15 protein-coding genes are annotated in these 13160 nt (G+C 70.7%); all 15 read right to left on the bottom strand.

All coding sequences use genetic code 11. The features are described from left to right. Position 1: 1 nt before the first annotated feature. The 15 genes from PLP61_RS02180 to PLP61_RS02110 all read right to left on the bottom strand — a co-directional run bounded on the left by PLP61_RS02180 (position 2) and on the right by PLP61_RS02110 (position 13126). Positions 2-1663: a hypothetical protein gene (locus tag PLP61_RS02180; protein ID WP_324499924.1), complete on the bottom strand. Its 1662-nt coding sequence runs from the start codon at positions 1661-1663 to the stop codon at positions 2-4. An 83-nt stretch (positions 1664-1746) separates the two neighbouring features. Further along, positions 1747-2961, bottom strand: coding sequence for an MFS transporter (locus tag PLP61_RS02175; protein WP_324499922.1), 1215 nt, complete (start codon positions 2959-2961; stop codon positions 1747-1749). A gap of 8 nt (positions 2962-2969) precedes the next feature. Continuing rightward, on the bottom strand, positions 2970-3434 hold the full coding sequence (locus PLP61_RS02170) for a DUF2550 domain-containing protein (RefSeq protein WP_324499920.1): 465 nt from the start codon (positions 3432-3434) through the stop codon (positions 2970-2972). A gap of 22 nt (positions 3435-3456) precedes the next feature. Continuing rightward, on the bottom strand, positions 3457-3855 hold the full coding sequence (locus PLP61_RS02165) for a F0F1 ATP synthase subunit epsilon (protein WP_324499918.1): 399 nt from the start codon (positions 3853-3855) through the stop codon (positions 3457-3459). Next, positions 3855-5312, bottom strand: coding sequence for a F0F1 ATP synthase subunit beta (gene atpD / locus PLP61_RS02160; protein ID WP_324499916.1), 1458 nt, complete (start codon positions 5310-5312; stop codon positions 3855-3857). Before atpD ends, PLP61_RS02165 begins: the two co-directional genes overlap by 1 nt. A 7-nt stretch (positions 5313-5319) precedes the next feature. Next, the gene (locus PLP61_RS02155) at positions 5320-6264 is read right to left on the bottom strand and encodes a F0F1 ATP synthase subunit gamma (RefSeq protein WP_324499914.1); all 945 of its coding nucleotides are present in this window, start codon (positions 6262-6264) and stop codon (positions 5320-5322) included. A gap of 2 nt (positions 6265-6266) precedes the next feature. After that, a complete protein-coding gene (gene atpA / locus PLP61_RS02150) occupies positions 6267-7907 on the bottom strand; it encodes a F0F1 ATP synthase subunit alpha (RefSeq protein WP_324499912.1) in 1641 nt (546 codons plus the stop codon). Positions 7908-7956: 49 nt separating this feature from the next. Continuing rightward, positions 7957-8766 (bottom strand): F0F1 ATP synthase subunit delta, encoded by an 810-nt coding sequence (locus PLP61_RS02145; RefSeq protein ID WP_324499910.1) that lies wholly within the window; start codon positions 8764-8766, stop codon positions 7957-7959. After that, positions 8766-9323, bottom strand: coding sequence for a F0F1 ATP synthase subunit B (locus tag PLP61_RS02140; protein WP_324499908.1), 558 nt, complete (start codon positions 9321-9323; stop codon positions 8766-8768). Before PLP61_RS02140 ends, PLP61_RS02145 begins: the two co-directional genes overlap by 1 nt. 29 nt (positions 9324-9352) lie before the next feature. Then, on the bottom strand, positions 9353-9556 hold the full coding sequence (gene atpE, locus PLP61_RS02135; protein WP_324499906.1) for an ATP synthase F0 subunit C: 204 nt from the start codon (positions 9554-9556) through the stop codon (positions 9353-9355). A 48-nt stretch (positions 9557-9604) separates the two neighbouring features. After that, the gene (gene atpB, locus PLP61_RS02130; RefSeq protein ID WP_324499904.1) at positions 9605-10408 is read right to left on the bottom strand and encodes a F0F1 ATP synthase subunit A; all 804 of its coding nucleotides are present in this window, start codon (positions 10406-10408) and stop codon (positions 9605-9607) included. Positions 10409-10439: 31 nt separating this feature from the next. Continuing rightward, entirely contained in the window at positions 10440-10694 is a 255-nt protein-coding gene (locus PLP61_RS02125) for an AtpZ/AtpI family protein (RefSeq protein WP_324499903.1), read from the bottom strand. Positions 10695-10724: 30 nt separating this feature from the next. Further along, positions 10725-11192 (bottom strand): hypothetical protein, encoded by a 468-nt coding sequence (locus tag PLP61_RS02120; RefSeq protein WP_324499901.1) that lies wholly within the window; start codon positions 11190-11192, stop codon positions 10725-10727. A gap of 119 nt (positions 11193-11311) precedes the next feature. After that, complete coding sequence (locus PLP61_RS02115; protein WP_324499899.1) at positions 11312-12463, bottom strand: glycosyltransferase family 4 protein; 1152 nt, start codon at positions 12461-12463, stop codon at positions 11312-11314. 3 nt (positions 12464-12466) lie between these two features. Beyond that, positions 12467-13126 carry an L-threonylcarbamoyladenylate synthase gene (locus PLP61_RS02110; RefSeq protein ID WP_324499897.1) on the bottom strand — a complete coding sequence of 220 codons (660 nt, stop codon included), beginning with the start codon at positions 13124-13126 and terminating at the stop codon, positions 12467-12469. Positions 13127-13160: the final 34 nt, after the last annotated feature.

Raw genomic sequence — 13160 nt, 5'->3', positions numbered from 1 at the left:
GTCAGCGCACCACGACCTTGAGCACCGCGCTGGCGTTGCCCACGTGCGGCACGGTGCGGGCGCCGACGTCGGTGTACTTCGCGCCGCCCTTGAACCACACGCGTACCCAATAGGTGCCCCGCCTGCTCGGAGTCCAGCGCCACGAGGCGCGTGAGCCCTTGGTGAGCTTCTTGGTGGCCAGGGTCCGCCAGCCGGAGTAGGCGTACTGGCGACCGCCGAGGTAGTAGGCGTGGGTGAAGGTCTGCCGCGTACCCCGCTGGAACCGCACAGGGTACCCGCGGAAGCCGGGGGTCACGTGCGCCCGCAGCGTGACGCTCTGCCCGAGGCGCACCGTCGCCCGGGTCGCCGTGCCGGTCACGGTCGGCACGAGCGCGACGTACAGCTCGTAGGCGAGCGACCCGACCTCGGTGCCGGGAGTGTTGGTCCACTGCCGGGAGTCGGCCCAGATCACCCGGGCCCCGCCGGGCGCCGTCCCGATGGTGGGGTCCTGTTGTCTCCTCAGCCGGTTTCCCGGCGCCTGCCCGACCGAGCAGACCGGGACGTTCTGCCCGGTGGCCTTGTCGAAGAAGAAGATGTCGGGGTCGCCGTCGGTGGCCCCACCATGACCGCCGGTGAGCGCGAACCTCATCCCGGTCACGTCGAACGCCGTCGGGTCCGCAAGCGTGGTGACGATGCCGGCGGCGCCGGCCACCTTCTTCACCCAGGGCTCGAAGGGACCACCCGCGATGCCGGGGCCGAGCCAGGCGGCGCCCTGCCCGGTCGCCCGGGGCTGGGTCACCGGCTGGTCGAGCGAGTTGTTCCAGAACCGGCCCACCGTCCACGGGGTGACGCCGAGGTCGGCCCGGTACACGTCGGACTCGCCCGAACCGCCCGCGGCCCGGTCGTCGAGCCAGAACACGCCCTTCGAGCCGACGGCCGGCTCGTGCTGGCCGAAGTACTCGTCACCGCTCGGGTCCACACGCGTCCCGGCGGTTGCCGGGTCGAAGGACGCCTCGAGGAAGTCGGGCGTCCCGTCGACGTCACCGTCCGCGGTCAGGTCCAGCAGGTAGATCTCGCCGGCGGCTCCCGCCGTGTCCCGGTCGTCGACCCAGGCCACCACGAGGTGCTTCCCAGCCGGTGTGGCGGCGAGGGCCAGGTCCGGCGAGGTCTGCTGGGAGTACGCCGGCCCGAGGACCAGCATCCGGGGGAAGCCCGCATCGGGGTTCCCCTGCTCGTCCCCGCGCCACAGGTAGAGGTCCCAGCTGCCGGTCACCGGGTCGTCGCGCTGCTGCCAGACCACGTAGACGTCGCGGGTGCCTCCCGCTCCGGGCACGTCGGCCACCGCGGGCTGCCGCTGGTCGGCCGTCACCGGCAGGTGCGGCACCGTGGCACCGATGGCGCGGTTCTCACCGGTCGCCGCGTTCCAGAACATGGTGCGAGCCACCTGGTCCTTGACCACCGGGCCGTCGGCCGGGTCGCTCAGGCCGTACAGCTCGAAGGTGAGTGCCGGACCGCTGAGGTCGGGGTGCTCCATGCTGGTGAGTGAGTAGGCGGAGTCGACGCCGGGCGGGTAGAGCGGCACGCCGTCGGCGGCCTGGCCCGGTCCCGCCAGCAGGGTCATGGTTGCGAGGACGGTGAGCGCCGGAATCCCGCGTGCCCACCGGCGCGGCAGAGACTGGCTCATGATTCCCCCTTGCAGAGCCCGGCAGCTCGAATCTACGCCTGACGGAGAGGGCTGGGAGGTGAGGCGGCTCACAGGGGTGCCGGTCAGCGGTGCGGCTCCCGGGCGGCCGGGACGACCAGGGCCGAGGGCAGCAGGACGAGTGCGACCGCCAGCAGCGCGTCGAGGGTTCCCACGTGGTCGGCCAGGAAGCCCAGCAGTGGCGGCCCGGCGAGGAACGCGGTGTAGGCGATCGTGGAGACCACGCTCACCCGAGCCGCGGCGTGCACCGGGTCGTCGGCCGCGGCGCTCATCCCCACCGGGAAGCCGAGCGAGGCGCCGAGACCCCACAGCACGATCCCGAGGACCGCGAGGGCGGGACTCCCGCCCAGCACCAGCAGGAGTACGCCGACCGCGGCGGCCGCCATCGTCGACCAGAGCACCGGGACCCGGCCGTAGCGGTCCAGGAGCGGTGGCCCGGCGACCCTGCCGGCCGTCATCGCCGCCACGAACAGCCCGAACCCGGTGATGCCGAGCCAGCGGGGGACGTCGTACCCGTCGATGAGGGCCAGCGCGAGCCAGTCGTTCGCCGTGCCTTCGGTGAGGGCCAGCGCGAGCACCATCAGGCCGATCAGCAGGGTCCGTGGCTCACGCCAGGCGTGCAGGGCGGACCGGCGCTCACCGCCCGGGGCCGGGTCCTCCTCGCCGCGCGGCAGGAAGCTCCCCACGGTCGCCTGGGCCAGGACGAGGATCGCGAGGGAGACCGCGAGCAGGTGCCAGGTGAGCGGGACGCCCAGGACGGTCGTGGCGGCCCCCAGGGCCGCGCCCAGGACTGTGCCGAGGCTGAAGCCCGCGTGGAAGCGCGGCATGATCGTGCGTCCGAGGTGGCGCTCCACGGCCGCTCCCTCGACGTTCATCGCCACGTCCCAGACCCCGATCCCCAGGCCGTAGGCCATCAGGCCCGCCGCCGTCAACGGCACGGAGTCCAGCACGCCGATCCCGACGGCGGCCACGGCGATGCCGACAGCGTCGAAGGTCACGCCGACCCGGACGATGCGGGCCGCGCCCCACCGGTTGATCAGCGCGCCGGTCGTCGGCAGGGTCAGCACCGACCCGGCTGAGACCACCAGGAGCAGCAGGCCCAGCCCACCGTTGGTCAGCCCGAGCTCGGCACGAGCCTCCGGGATGCGCGAGACCCAGCTGGCGAACCCGAAGCCGTTGAGCACGAAGGAGAGCATCACGGCGTCCCGTGCCCGGCGCAGCGCGAGCGGCCCGACCACGGCGGACGCCGCGCCGCCGGCCCCGCCCACCGGAGATCCCACGCCGCGCCTCAGACGATGCCGGGGGTGTCGCCGGGCCGGACCCCGCGGGTGCCGGGGGGCATCGCCTCCAGCCAGGCCTGGAACCCCATCAACGACCCCGGCGTCATGGCAAGCTCCAGGTCACCCCACGGGGTGTCACAGGTGACCACGACGTGGTCGGCGTACAGCGACTGGGCCTCGAGGCCGACCGGGTCGCGACGGCCGGCGTACTCGAGGTCGGCACGGTTCCAGGAGCGCTTGGGCCGTGGGGAGAGGGAGAACACGCGGTACCACTGGAGGTACTCGCCGGAGTAGCGGCCGAGACCGAGAAGCCAACCGCGCCCGGCCTTGTCGGACCGGGCGCGGTAGCTGAGCTCGAAGGTGACCCCGGAGCGGGCCAGGCCGCGTCGGCGCAGGACGAGGGCGACGCCGTAGAGCAGGATCAGGAGCAGCACGACGCCCACGGCGTCGAGCAGCACCTGCCACACCGGCATGCCTCCCCCTTTCCCGGACGGGTCAGGTGGCCCGTTCGGCCGCCCGGATCCGGGCCTCGGCCCGGCGGACGGCCTCCTCGGCCTCCTCGTCGTTGTACTCCCCAGAGGTCCGGGCGCGCTCCAGGTCGGCACGCGCCTTCTCCAGGTCGATGTCGTGGGAGGCCTCGGCGACCTCGGCGAGCACCGACACCCGGTTGTTGGCCACGGACAGGAAGCCCGTGCTCACCGCCGCCACCCATGACTCGCCCTCGGCCGTGCGCACGTCCACGACGCCGTCGACGAGGATCGAGAGCAGCGGCGAGTGCTCGGGCAGTATCCCGACGTCCCCCTCGGTGGTGCGGGCGATGACCATCGTGGCCTGGCCCGACCAGATGAGGGCGTCCGCGGAGACGACCTCGACCTGCAGCAGCTGGTCGCTCATCAGAGGTTCTTCTGGATCTCGGCCCACTTGGCCTCGACGTCGTCGAGACCGCCGCACATGAAGAACGCCTGCTCGGCCACGTGGTCGAACTCGCCGTCGGCGATCTTGTTGAACGCCTCGATGGTGTCGACGACCGGGACGGTCGAGCCCTCGATGCCGGTGAACTGCTTGGCGACGTAGGTGTTCTGCGACAGGAACCGCTGGATCCGGCGAGCCCGGTGGACGATGATCTTGTCCTCCTCGGAGAGCTCGTCGACGCCGAGGATCGCGATGATGTCCTGGAGCTCCTTGTTGCGCTGCAGGATCTGCTTGACCCGGATCGCGGCCTGGTAGTGGTCCTGGCCGATGTACTGCGGGTCCAGGATCCGCGAGGTCGACGTCAGCGGGTCCACCGCCGGGTAGATGCCCAGGGACGCGATCTCGCGCGAGAGCTCCGTGGTGGCGTCCAGGTGGGCGAACGTGGTCGCGGGCGCCGGGTCGGTGTAGTCGTCGGCGGGCACGTAGATCGCCTGCATCGAGGTGATCGAGTGGCCCCGCGTGGACGTGATCCGCTCCTGGAGCTGGCCCATCTCGTCGGCCAGGTTGGGCTGGTAGCCCACCGCCGAGGGCATCCGGCCGAGCAGCGTCGACACCTCGGACCCGGCCTGGGTGAACCGGAAGATGTTGTCGATGAACAGCAGCACGTCCTGCTCCTGGACGTCACGGAAGTACTCCGCCATCGTCAGCGCCGACAGGGCCACCCGGAGCCGGGTGCCCGGGGGCTCGTCCATCTGCCCGAAGACCAGCGCGGTCTGGCCGATGACGCCGGCCTCGGTCATCTCCTGGATCAGGTCGTTGCCCTCGCGGGTCCGCTCGCCGACGCCGGCGAACACCGACACGCCGCCGTGGTCCTTGGCGACGCGGGCGATCATCTCCTGGATCAGCACGGTCTTGCCGACGCCGGCGCCTCCGAAGAGGCCGATCTTGCCGCCCTGGACGTAGGGGGTCAGCAGGTCGATCACCTTGATGCCGGTCTCGAACATCTGGGTCTTCGACTCCAGCTGGTCGAAGGCCGGCGCCTTGCGGTGGATGCCCCAGCGCTCGGTGATCTCGAGCTTCTCGCCCTCGGTGAGGTTCAGGCAGTCACCGGTCACGTTGAACACGTGCCCGAGGGTGACGTCGCCGACGGGGACGGTGATCGGGGAGCCGCTGTCGGTGACGACGGCGCCCCGGACCAGCCCGTCGGTCGGCTTCATGGAGATGGCCCGCACCATCCCCTCACCGATGTGCTGGGCGACCTCGAGGGTCAGCTGCTTGGTCTCGCCGGCGAGCGTGAGCTCGCAGGTGAGGGCGTTGTAGATCTCCGGCATCGAGTCCACGGGGAACTCGATGTCGACGACCGGCCCGATCACCCGGGCGATCCGGCCCACGCCGCCGCTGGCCGCGGTGCCCTTGGTCTCTTCAACAGTCGCGGTCATATCTGTCTCACTCACTCCCGGCTTGGGCGTCGGCAAGGGCGTTCACACCGCCGACGATCTCGCTGATTTCCTGGGTAATTCCGGCCTGGCGGGCCTGGTTGGCGATACGCGTGTACTTCTTGATGAGCTCGTCGGCGTTGTCGGTCGCGGACTTCATCGCCTTCTGCCGCGCGGCCAGCTCGGAGGCGGCCGACTGGAGCAGGGAGAAGTAGATCCGGCTCTCGACGTACCGCGGCAGCAGGGTGTCGATCACGTCGCCCGGGGTCGGCTCGAACTCGTAGAGCGGCAGGAGGTCCTCCTGCGTGGGCGGCTCCTCCCCCTCCACGACCTCCAGGGGGAGCATCCGCCGGGCCACCGGCTCCTGCTGCAGCATCGAGACGAAGCGGGTGTACACCACGTGCACCTCGTCGACACCGGCCGGCGCCGTGTCGACCGCCGCAGCCGGCCGCCCTTCGTCGTCCCGGTTCATGAACGCCGAGATCAGGGTGTCGGCGATGTCGCGGGCCACGTCGAAGGGGGGCTGGTCGGAGAAGCCGGTCCAGGCGTTGACGACCCGGCGCTGACGGAACTTGTAGTACGCCTCGCCCTTGCGACCGGTCAGGTAGACGTCGACCTCCTTGCCCTCCTCCCGCAGCGTCTCGGTGAGGCGCTCGGCCTCCTTGAGCACGTTCGCGGAGTAGGCGCCCGCCAGGCCCCGGTCGCTGGTCACGATCAGCACCGCGGCCCGCGTCGGGTGGTCCGACTCCCGGGTCATCGCGTGGTCGAAGTTGGAGTACGTCGCCAGCGCGGACACCGCCCGGGTCAGCTCGCGGGCGTACGGCGTGGCCGCCTGCGCACGCTGCTGCGCCTTGATGATCCGGGAGGCCGCGATGAGCTCCATGGCGCGGGTGATCTTCTTCATCGACTCCGTCGACTTGATCCGCGCGCGGTACTCGCGCAGGGAGACGGCCATGCTCAGCCCCGCTTCTGCTTGACGATCGTCTCCTGCTCGATCTCGGCCTCGGGGAGCGCCTCGACCTCGGTCCTGCCGGCCTTGATGGGCTGGCCGTCGGAGGTCTCGAACTGGCCCAGGAACTCGTCGTACGCCGCCTCGAGCTCGGCCTCGGCGGCCCCCTCGAACTTCGTGGTCTCCCGGATGCTGGACAAGATGCCCGGGTGCGAGTGGCGCAGGAAGTCGAGGAACTCGTGCTCGAAGCGGAGCACGTCCTCGGTGGGCACCCGGTCGAGGCGGCCGGTGGTGCCGGTCCACAGCGACACGGTCATCTCGTCGAGGGGGTAGGGCGAGTACTGCGGCTGCTTGAGCAGGGCCATCAGGCGCTGACCCCGGTCGAGCTGCTGCCGCGAGGCCGCGTCGAGGTCGGAGGCGAACATGGCGAAGGCCTCCATCGCCCGGAACTGGGCGAGGTCGACCTTGAGCGAGCCGGTCACCGCCTTCATCGCCTTGGTCATCGCCGAGCCGCCCACGCGGGACACCGAGATGCCCACGTCGATGGCGGGGCGCTGGTTGGCCGCGAACAGGTCGGACTGGAGGAAGATCTGCCCGTCGGTGATCGAGATGACGTTGGTCGGGATGAACGCCGAGACGTCGTTGGCCTTGGTCTCGATGATGGGCAGGCCGGTCATCGAGCCGGCGCCCATGTCGTCGGAGAGCTTCGCGCAACGCTCCAGCAGCCGGCTGTGCAGGTAGAACACGTCACCGGGGTAGGCCTCGCGGCCTGGCGGGCGACGCAGCAGCAGCGAGACGGCACGGTAGGCCTCGGCCTGCTTGGTGAGGTCGTCGAAGATGATCAGGACGTGCTTGCCGTCGTACATCCAGTGCTGGCCGATGGCCGAGCCGGTGTACGGCGCGAGGTACTTGAACCCGGCCGAGTCCGACGCCGGGGCCGCCACGATGGTGGTGTACTCCAGCGCGCCGGCCTCCTCGAGGGCGCCCCGCACCGAGGCGATGGTCGAGCCCTTCTGGCCGATGGCCACGTAGATGCAGCGCACCTGCTTGGTCGGGTCGCCGGAGTCCCAGTTCTGCTTCTGGTTGATGATCGTGTCGATCGCGATGGTGGTCTTGCCGGTCGCCCGGTCGCCGATGATCAGCTGGCGCTGGCCACGGCCGATCGGGGTCATCGAGTCGATCGCCTTGATGCCGGTGGCCAGGGGCTCGTGCACCGACTTGCGCTGCACCACGGTGGGCGCCTGCAGCTCCAGGGCGCGGCGGTCGGTGGCCGCGATCTCCCCCAGGCCGTCGATCGGGATGCCCAGCGGGTCCACCACGCGGCCCAGGTAGGCGTCGCCGACAGGCACCGAGAGGATCTCCCCGGTCCGCTTGACGCTCTGGCCCTCCTCGATCTTCTCGAAGTCACCCAGGACCACCACACCGATCTCGCGGGTGTCGAGGTTCAAGGCGATGCCCAGGGTGCCGTCCTCGAACTCGAGCAGCTCGTTGGCCATGGCCGAGGGCAGGCCGCTCACGCGGGCGATGCCGTCGCCCGCCTCGGCCACGGTGCCGACCTCCTCGCGGCTGGCGGTCTCGGGCTGGTAGTCGGCCACGAATCGCTGCAGCGCGTCCCGGATCTCCTCCGGACGGATCGAAAGCTCCGTCATCACTCTTCCTTACTGTTCGTCTGCTCTGAGGTTCTTGGATGCGCCGGGACTAGCCGGCAAGCTTGCGACGCGCGTCGTCGAGGCGGCTCGCGACCGTCCCGTCGATCACCTCGTCGCCGATCTCGACGCGGATGCCGCCGATCACCGAGGGGTCGACCACCACGTTGAGGTGGATCTCCCGGTCGTACTTGCGGGCCAGCGCCTCGGTCAGCCGCTGCCGGTCGCCCTCGCCCAGCGGCTGCGCGACCCGGACGGTGGCGATCTTCTGCCGGTGCACCTCCGCGGCGACCTGCTGGTAGCTCTCCAGCGCGGCCCCGACGGTGCGGAAGCTTCCGCTGAGCGCCTGCTGGGCCAGCGCCACCGTCGCCGGGAGGGCCTTGCCGTCCAGCAGCCGGGCGAGCAGCGCACGCCTGTCGGGCACCGAGCGGGCCGGGTCGGCGAGCGCGTCACGCAGCTCCGGGTGGGTGCGGACCAGCTCCGCGACGGTGAAGAGCTCGTCGGAGAGCCGCTGGGAGTCAGCGTCCGCCGACCGGACCAGCGCGACCACCCCGAGGTGCTCCAGCACGTCGGCGAGGTCGCGGGTCGCGGTCCAGCGACGGCCGACCGCGTCGCCCACCAGGCCGAGCGTGAGGTCCCCCACCTTGCCGGCGAGGAGCCCCCGCACCAGCCGCTGCTTGGCGCTTGCCGCCACCGACACGTCCGTGGCGATCCGGCGCAGCTGCGGCTCACCGCGCAGCACCGACGCGACCGCGAACAGGTCGTGCCCGGTCGTCTCGGCGTCACCGCCCGCTGACAGGGCGGCCTCGAGCTCTCCGGCCAGGACCCGGAGAGCCTCGGCCGACGCGCCACGGAAGGTCATCAGCTGACCCCGCTCTGCGCCGGTCCCTCGGCCTCGAGCTCGGCGAGGAACCGCTCGACGACCCGGCTCTGCCGGGCCTCGTCGTCGAGGCTCTCGCCCACGATGCGGCCGGCGAGACCGGTCGCCAGGGCGCCGACCTCGGCCCGCAGCGACGCGACCGCGTGCTGGCGCTCCGCCTCGATCTGGGTCTTGCCGTGCTCGACGATCCGGGCGGACTCGGCGTGGGCCTGCTCACGCATCTCCGCGACGATCTGCGCTCCCTGCTCCCGGGCCTCCTCGCGGATCTTGGCCGCCTCGTGGCGGGCCTCCGAGAGCTGGCTCTCCAGCTGGGCGAGCGCGGCGTCCGCCTCGGCCTGCTTGGTCTCGGCCGCGGACAGGCCGCCCTCGATCGCCGCCGTACGCTCCGCGAAGGTCTTCTCGAAGTTCGGGACGACCCACTTCTTGATCGCGTAGTACAGGAGGCCGAAGACGACCAGCGCGAGGAGGAACTCCACCCACACGAAGGCGAGCGGGCTCTCCTCGTGGCCCTCGGCAGCCTGGATGATGAACGTCTGCATGAGACAGGTCCTTCGTCAGCGGCCGGGGGTCAGAGCACGAACGCGAGGGCGATACCGATGATGGCCAGCGCCTCGGCCAGCGCGAAGCCCAGGATCGCGATCGACTGCAGGCGGCTCTGGGCCTCCGGCTGCCGGGCCACGCCGGAGATGTAGGCCGCGAAGATCAGGCCGATACCGACGCCGGGGCCGATGGCGGCGAGACCGTAGCCGACCATGTTGAGCGAGCCATCCATTGTGTTTCCTTTCGGTTGGTACTACTTCAGTGTTGTTCTCTGGCGCTCTCAGTGTTCGTCTGCGATAGCACCGGAGATGTACATGGCGTTGAGCAGGGTGAAGACGTAGGCCTGCAGGAACTGCACCAGCAGCTCCAGGAACGAGATGGCGATGAACAGCAGCCAGGCGAGCAGACCGACCGGCTTCACCAGCAACGAGCCCTCCTGGAGCATGTAGAGACCGCCGGTGGCGAACAGGATCACCAGCAGGTGGCCGGCGAGCATGTTGGCGAAGAGACGGAGGGCCAGCGTGACCGGGCGGACCAGGATGTTGGAGAAGAACTCCAGGGGCACCAGCAGCGGGTACATGAACGGCGTCACGCCCGCTGGCACGCATTGCAGCTTGAGGTAGCCCGCGAAGCCGTGCCGCCGGATTCCGGCCGCGTTGTAGATCACCCAGCTCAGACCCGCCAGCGCGTAGGCCATGGACGCGCGCGAGAAGGAGGGGAACTGGATGCCCGGGAAGGAGCCGAAGAAGTTGTTGACGATGATGAAGAAGAACAAGGTGACCAGGTAGGGCACGTACTTCATGAAGTCGTGGCTGCCGATGATGTCGCGGGCCACGGAGTTGCGCACCATGCCGTAGGCACCCTCGGCGGCGAACTGGAAGCGCCCGGGCACCAGCTCTCGGCGCTTGATGGCGGCGTGGAAGAGCCAGAAGACCAGGACGGCCGCGATCACCAGCTGGACCATCGGCTTGGTCACGGGCTGGCCCGCGACCTCGAAGAAGCCTGGCAGGTCGAAGTTGCCCGGTCCCGGGGGCGTGAAGGAATCGCCCTCGGTGCGGATGCCGACCATCCCGATCACACTCACCGCGTCTCCTGCGTCGTCGTCACGTGCTGCCTCATGAACTCTCCCCGTCCTGCGAGCTCTCCTCGACCCTCCTGGGACGGAACCGCACCCACGTGAGGTACAGCCCCAGCCCAGCGCCGACCAGGATCCCGATCGCGACGAGGAACGAGGTTCCCAGCCAACGGTCCAGCGCCCATCCGATCAGTCCGTAGAAGCACACCCCGGCGGTGAGGTACCCGACCGCGTGCCAGGGGTCCCCCTGCGGAGCCTCGTCGAGGGGCTCGGACGGCGGACTCGGTGAAGACATCGCGCCCCGGACAATAGCAGCCGGCCTCGGTCACCGTTCACCCCCGGTCAGGGCAGGAGCGGACTCCCCGGGGGGAAGGTCGTAGGCGGGGATGCGCTGCCGAGTGGTGAGCGTCACCTGCCCGGTGAGCCAGCCCAGCGTCGCGGCGATCATCGCCGCGCCGAGCCACTGCTTGTCCAGGGTCGAGCCTGCCTCCGCGGAGGTGGACACCGCCCAGAACACCAGCCCCATCAGCACCACCTGGAGGGTGTAGGTGAGCAGGGCCACCAGCAGCGCCGCGGAGGGCATCACCCCCGCCACGGCATTCACCACGAAGGCGCCGAAGGCGAACACGCCGGTCGCGAGCAGGGTGCCGAGCACCGCGCCGAAGACCGCCTCCGAGCCACCGGCGAACCCGGCCAGGACCACCACGACCGTCCCCGCGAGCACCGCCGCCACAGCCGCCCCGAGCAGCGGCCGGAGCCCGGCGAAGGGGGTGCGGGTCGTCGCGGTCGTCATGTCGGCGGCCTTGGTCTTCGAGGGGGTTGGCGGGGTCACCGGCCCCGGATCGGGGCCTCCTGGACTGCTCGTGAAAGTTATCACAAGGGCTCGGACCCCCCGAAATCGCGACCCGTCGCTCAGCCGGGGTCGGGGGGCGCGTGGGGGTGGTGGAGGTTCGGCCGGTGCACCACCGGGAGCACGAACGTGGCGGACAGGGTGACCGCGACACCGACACCGATCGCGACCCACATGAGCGGGCCGGTGTAGAGGCTGATCACGACAGTCCCGAACGCGATCAGCGCGGCCCACAGCCACATGATGAAGACCGCCCGACGGTGCGAGTGGCCGATCTCGAGCATCCGGTGGTGCAGGTGCTGCTTGTCCGGGGCGAACGGCGAGCGGCCGGCGCGGGTCCGGCGTACCACCGCGAGCACGAGGTCGACCAGCGGCAGCATCAGGATCGAGATCGGCAGGGCCAGCGGCAGCAGCATCGGCGCCCAGCTCGCGTCGGACCCGAACGCCCCCTGGCTGATCGAGGACGCGGGGAACTGTCCGGTGAGCGTGATCGCGGAGGCGGAGAGGAACAGCCCGATCAGCATCGAGCCGCTGTCGCCCATGAACAGGCGGGCGCGGTGCACGTTGTGCGGCAGGAAGCCGATGCAGGCACCGGCCAGCGACGCACTCAGCAGCGCGCCGGTGGTGGCCAGCGAGACCTTGTTGAGCGCCGCCAGCTGGTAGCAGAAGACGAAGAACGCCAGTGCGCCGATACCCACCACACCGGCAGCCAGCCCGTCGAGGCCGTCGACGAAGTTCACCGCGTTCACCGTGGCCACCACGATGAAGACCGTGAGCAGGGCCCCTTGGGAGAACTGCAGCGAGAACTGACCGCCGTCGGCCTTGATGAAGAAGTTGAACTGGATCTGGTTGTAGACCAAGAAGGCCGCCGCCAGCAGCTGTCCGCCGAACTTCGTCAGCGCGTCGAGGTCGAAGATGTCGTCGAGCACGCCGACGCCGCAGATCATCGCCCCCGCCACCAGCACCACGCCGGCGTCCCGGAAGACCAAGGGGTCGCTGAGCGAGAGGAACGGGAGCTGGCGTGCCACGACGTACGCCGCGGTCAGGCCGCCGAGCATGGCCAGGCCGCCGAGGTACGGGATCGGCTCGTCGTGCACGTCGCGGTCCCGCACCGCCGCGACCGCGTGGGTGCGGATCGCGATCTCGCGGGCGATCACCGTGAGCAGGTAGGTCACCGTCACCGCGGTGAGGAACACCAGGGCGTACTCCCGCACCGCTCAGTCCTCGTCCGCGAGGCTGAGCCCGAACTCCTCGAGCACCTCGTCGAGCTCCTCGACGGTGAGGAGGCCGGCACGCAGCACCCGGGGAGACGTCCCGGTGACGTCGAGGATGGTCGAGGCGGTCACCCCGAGCGTCGGGCCGGCGTCGAGGACCACGCTGACCCGGTCCCCCAGCATCTCCTCGGCCTCCTCCGCGGTGGTCGCGGGTGGCCGGCCGGTGGTGTTCGCCGAGCTCACCGCCAGCGGGCCGGTGCGCTCGAGGACCTCCAGCGCCAGCTCCTGGTCGGGCATCCGCAGCGCCACCGTGCCGCGGGTGTCACCCAGGTCCCAGCGCAAGGACGCCTGGGCACGGCAGACCAGCGTGAGCGGACCCGGCCAGAACCGCTCCACCAGCGCCCGCGCGTAGTCGGGAAGTCCGGCGGCCAGCGCGTCCACGGTGGTGGCCGCGCTGACCAGCACCGGCGGCGGCATGCTGCGCCCGCGCCCCTTGGCCGCCAGCAGCCGGCCGACGGCGTCCGGGTCGAACGCGTCGGCCGCCACGCCGTACACGGTGTCGGTGGGCAGCACCACCAGGTCACCGCGTGTCAGCGCAGCGGCGGCCTCGGTCACCGCCTCCTCCCGCTCCTCCGCAGTGCTCGTGGGCAGGCGGGTACTCACCGGCGGGACCTCCTCATGGGGTCATCGTGCCAGT

The sequence above is a fragment of the Nocardioides sp. genome, from assembly GCF_035429765.1.
GTDB lineage: Bacteria > Actinomycetota > Actinomycetes > Propionibacteriales > Nocardioidaceae > Nocardioides.
This window is presented reverse-complemented; position numbering and strand designations above follow the sequence as displayed.

What these genes read in the sequence shown, in the direction of transcription:
- PLP61_RS02155 (WP_324499914.1), bottom strand. Translation starts at nt 6,264, where the DNA reads ATGGCCGTCTCCCTGCGCGAGTACCGCGCGCGGATCAAGTCGACGGAG.
- PLP61_RS02140 (WP_324499908.1), bottom strand. Translation starts at nt 9,323, where the DNA reads ATGCAGACGTTCATCATCCAGGCTGCCGAGGGCCACGAGGAGAGCCCG.
- atpE (WP_324499906.1), bottom strand. Translation starts at nt 9,556, where the DNA reads ATGGATGGCTCGCTCAACATGGTCGGCTACGGTCTCGCCGCCATCGGC.
- PLP61_RS02180 (WP_324499924.1), bottom strand. Translation starts at nt 1,663, where the DNA reads ATGAGCCAGTCTCTGCCGCGCCGGTGGGCACGCGGGATTCCGGCGCTC.
- atpA (WP_324499912.1), bottom strand. Translation starts at nt 7,907, where the DNA reads ATGACGGAGCTTTCGATCCGTCCGGAGGAGATCCGGGACGCGCTGCAG.
- PLP61_RS02125 (WP_324499903.1), bottom strand. Translation starts at nt 10,694, where the DNA reads ATGTCTTCACCGAGTCCGCCGTCCGAGCCCCTCGACGAGGCTCCGCAG.
- PLP61_RS02145 (WP_324499910.1), bottom strand. Translation starts at nt 8,766, where the DNA reads ATGACCTTCCGTGGCGCGTCGGCCGAGGCTCTCCGGGTCCTGGCCGGA.
- PLP61_RS02120 (WP_324499901.1), bottom strand. Translation starts at nt 11,192, where the DNA reads ATGACGACCGCGACGACCCGCACCCCCTTCGCCGGGCTCCGGCCGCTG.
- PLP61_RS02170 (WP_324499920.1), bottom strand. Translation starts at nt 3,434, where the DNA reads ATGCCGGTGTGGCAGGTGCTGCTCGACGCCGTGGGCGTCGTGCTGCTC.
- PLP61_RS02165 (WP_324499918.1), bottom strand. Translation starts at nt 3,855, where the DNA reads ATGAGCGACCAGCTGCTGCAGGTCGAGGTCGTCTCCGCGGACGCCCTC.
- atpD (WP_324499916.1), bottom strand. Translation starts at nt 5,312, where the DNA reads ATGACCGCGACTGTTGAAGAGACCAAGGGCACCGCGGCCAGCGGCGGC.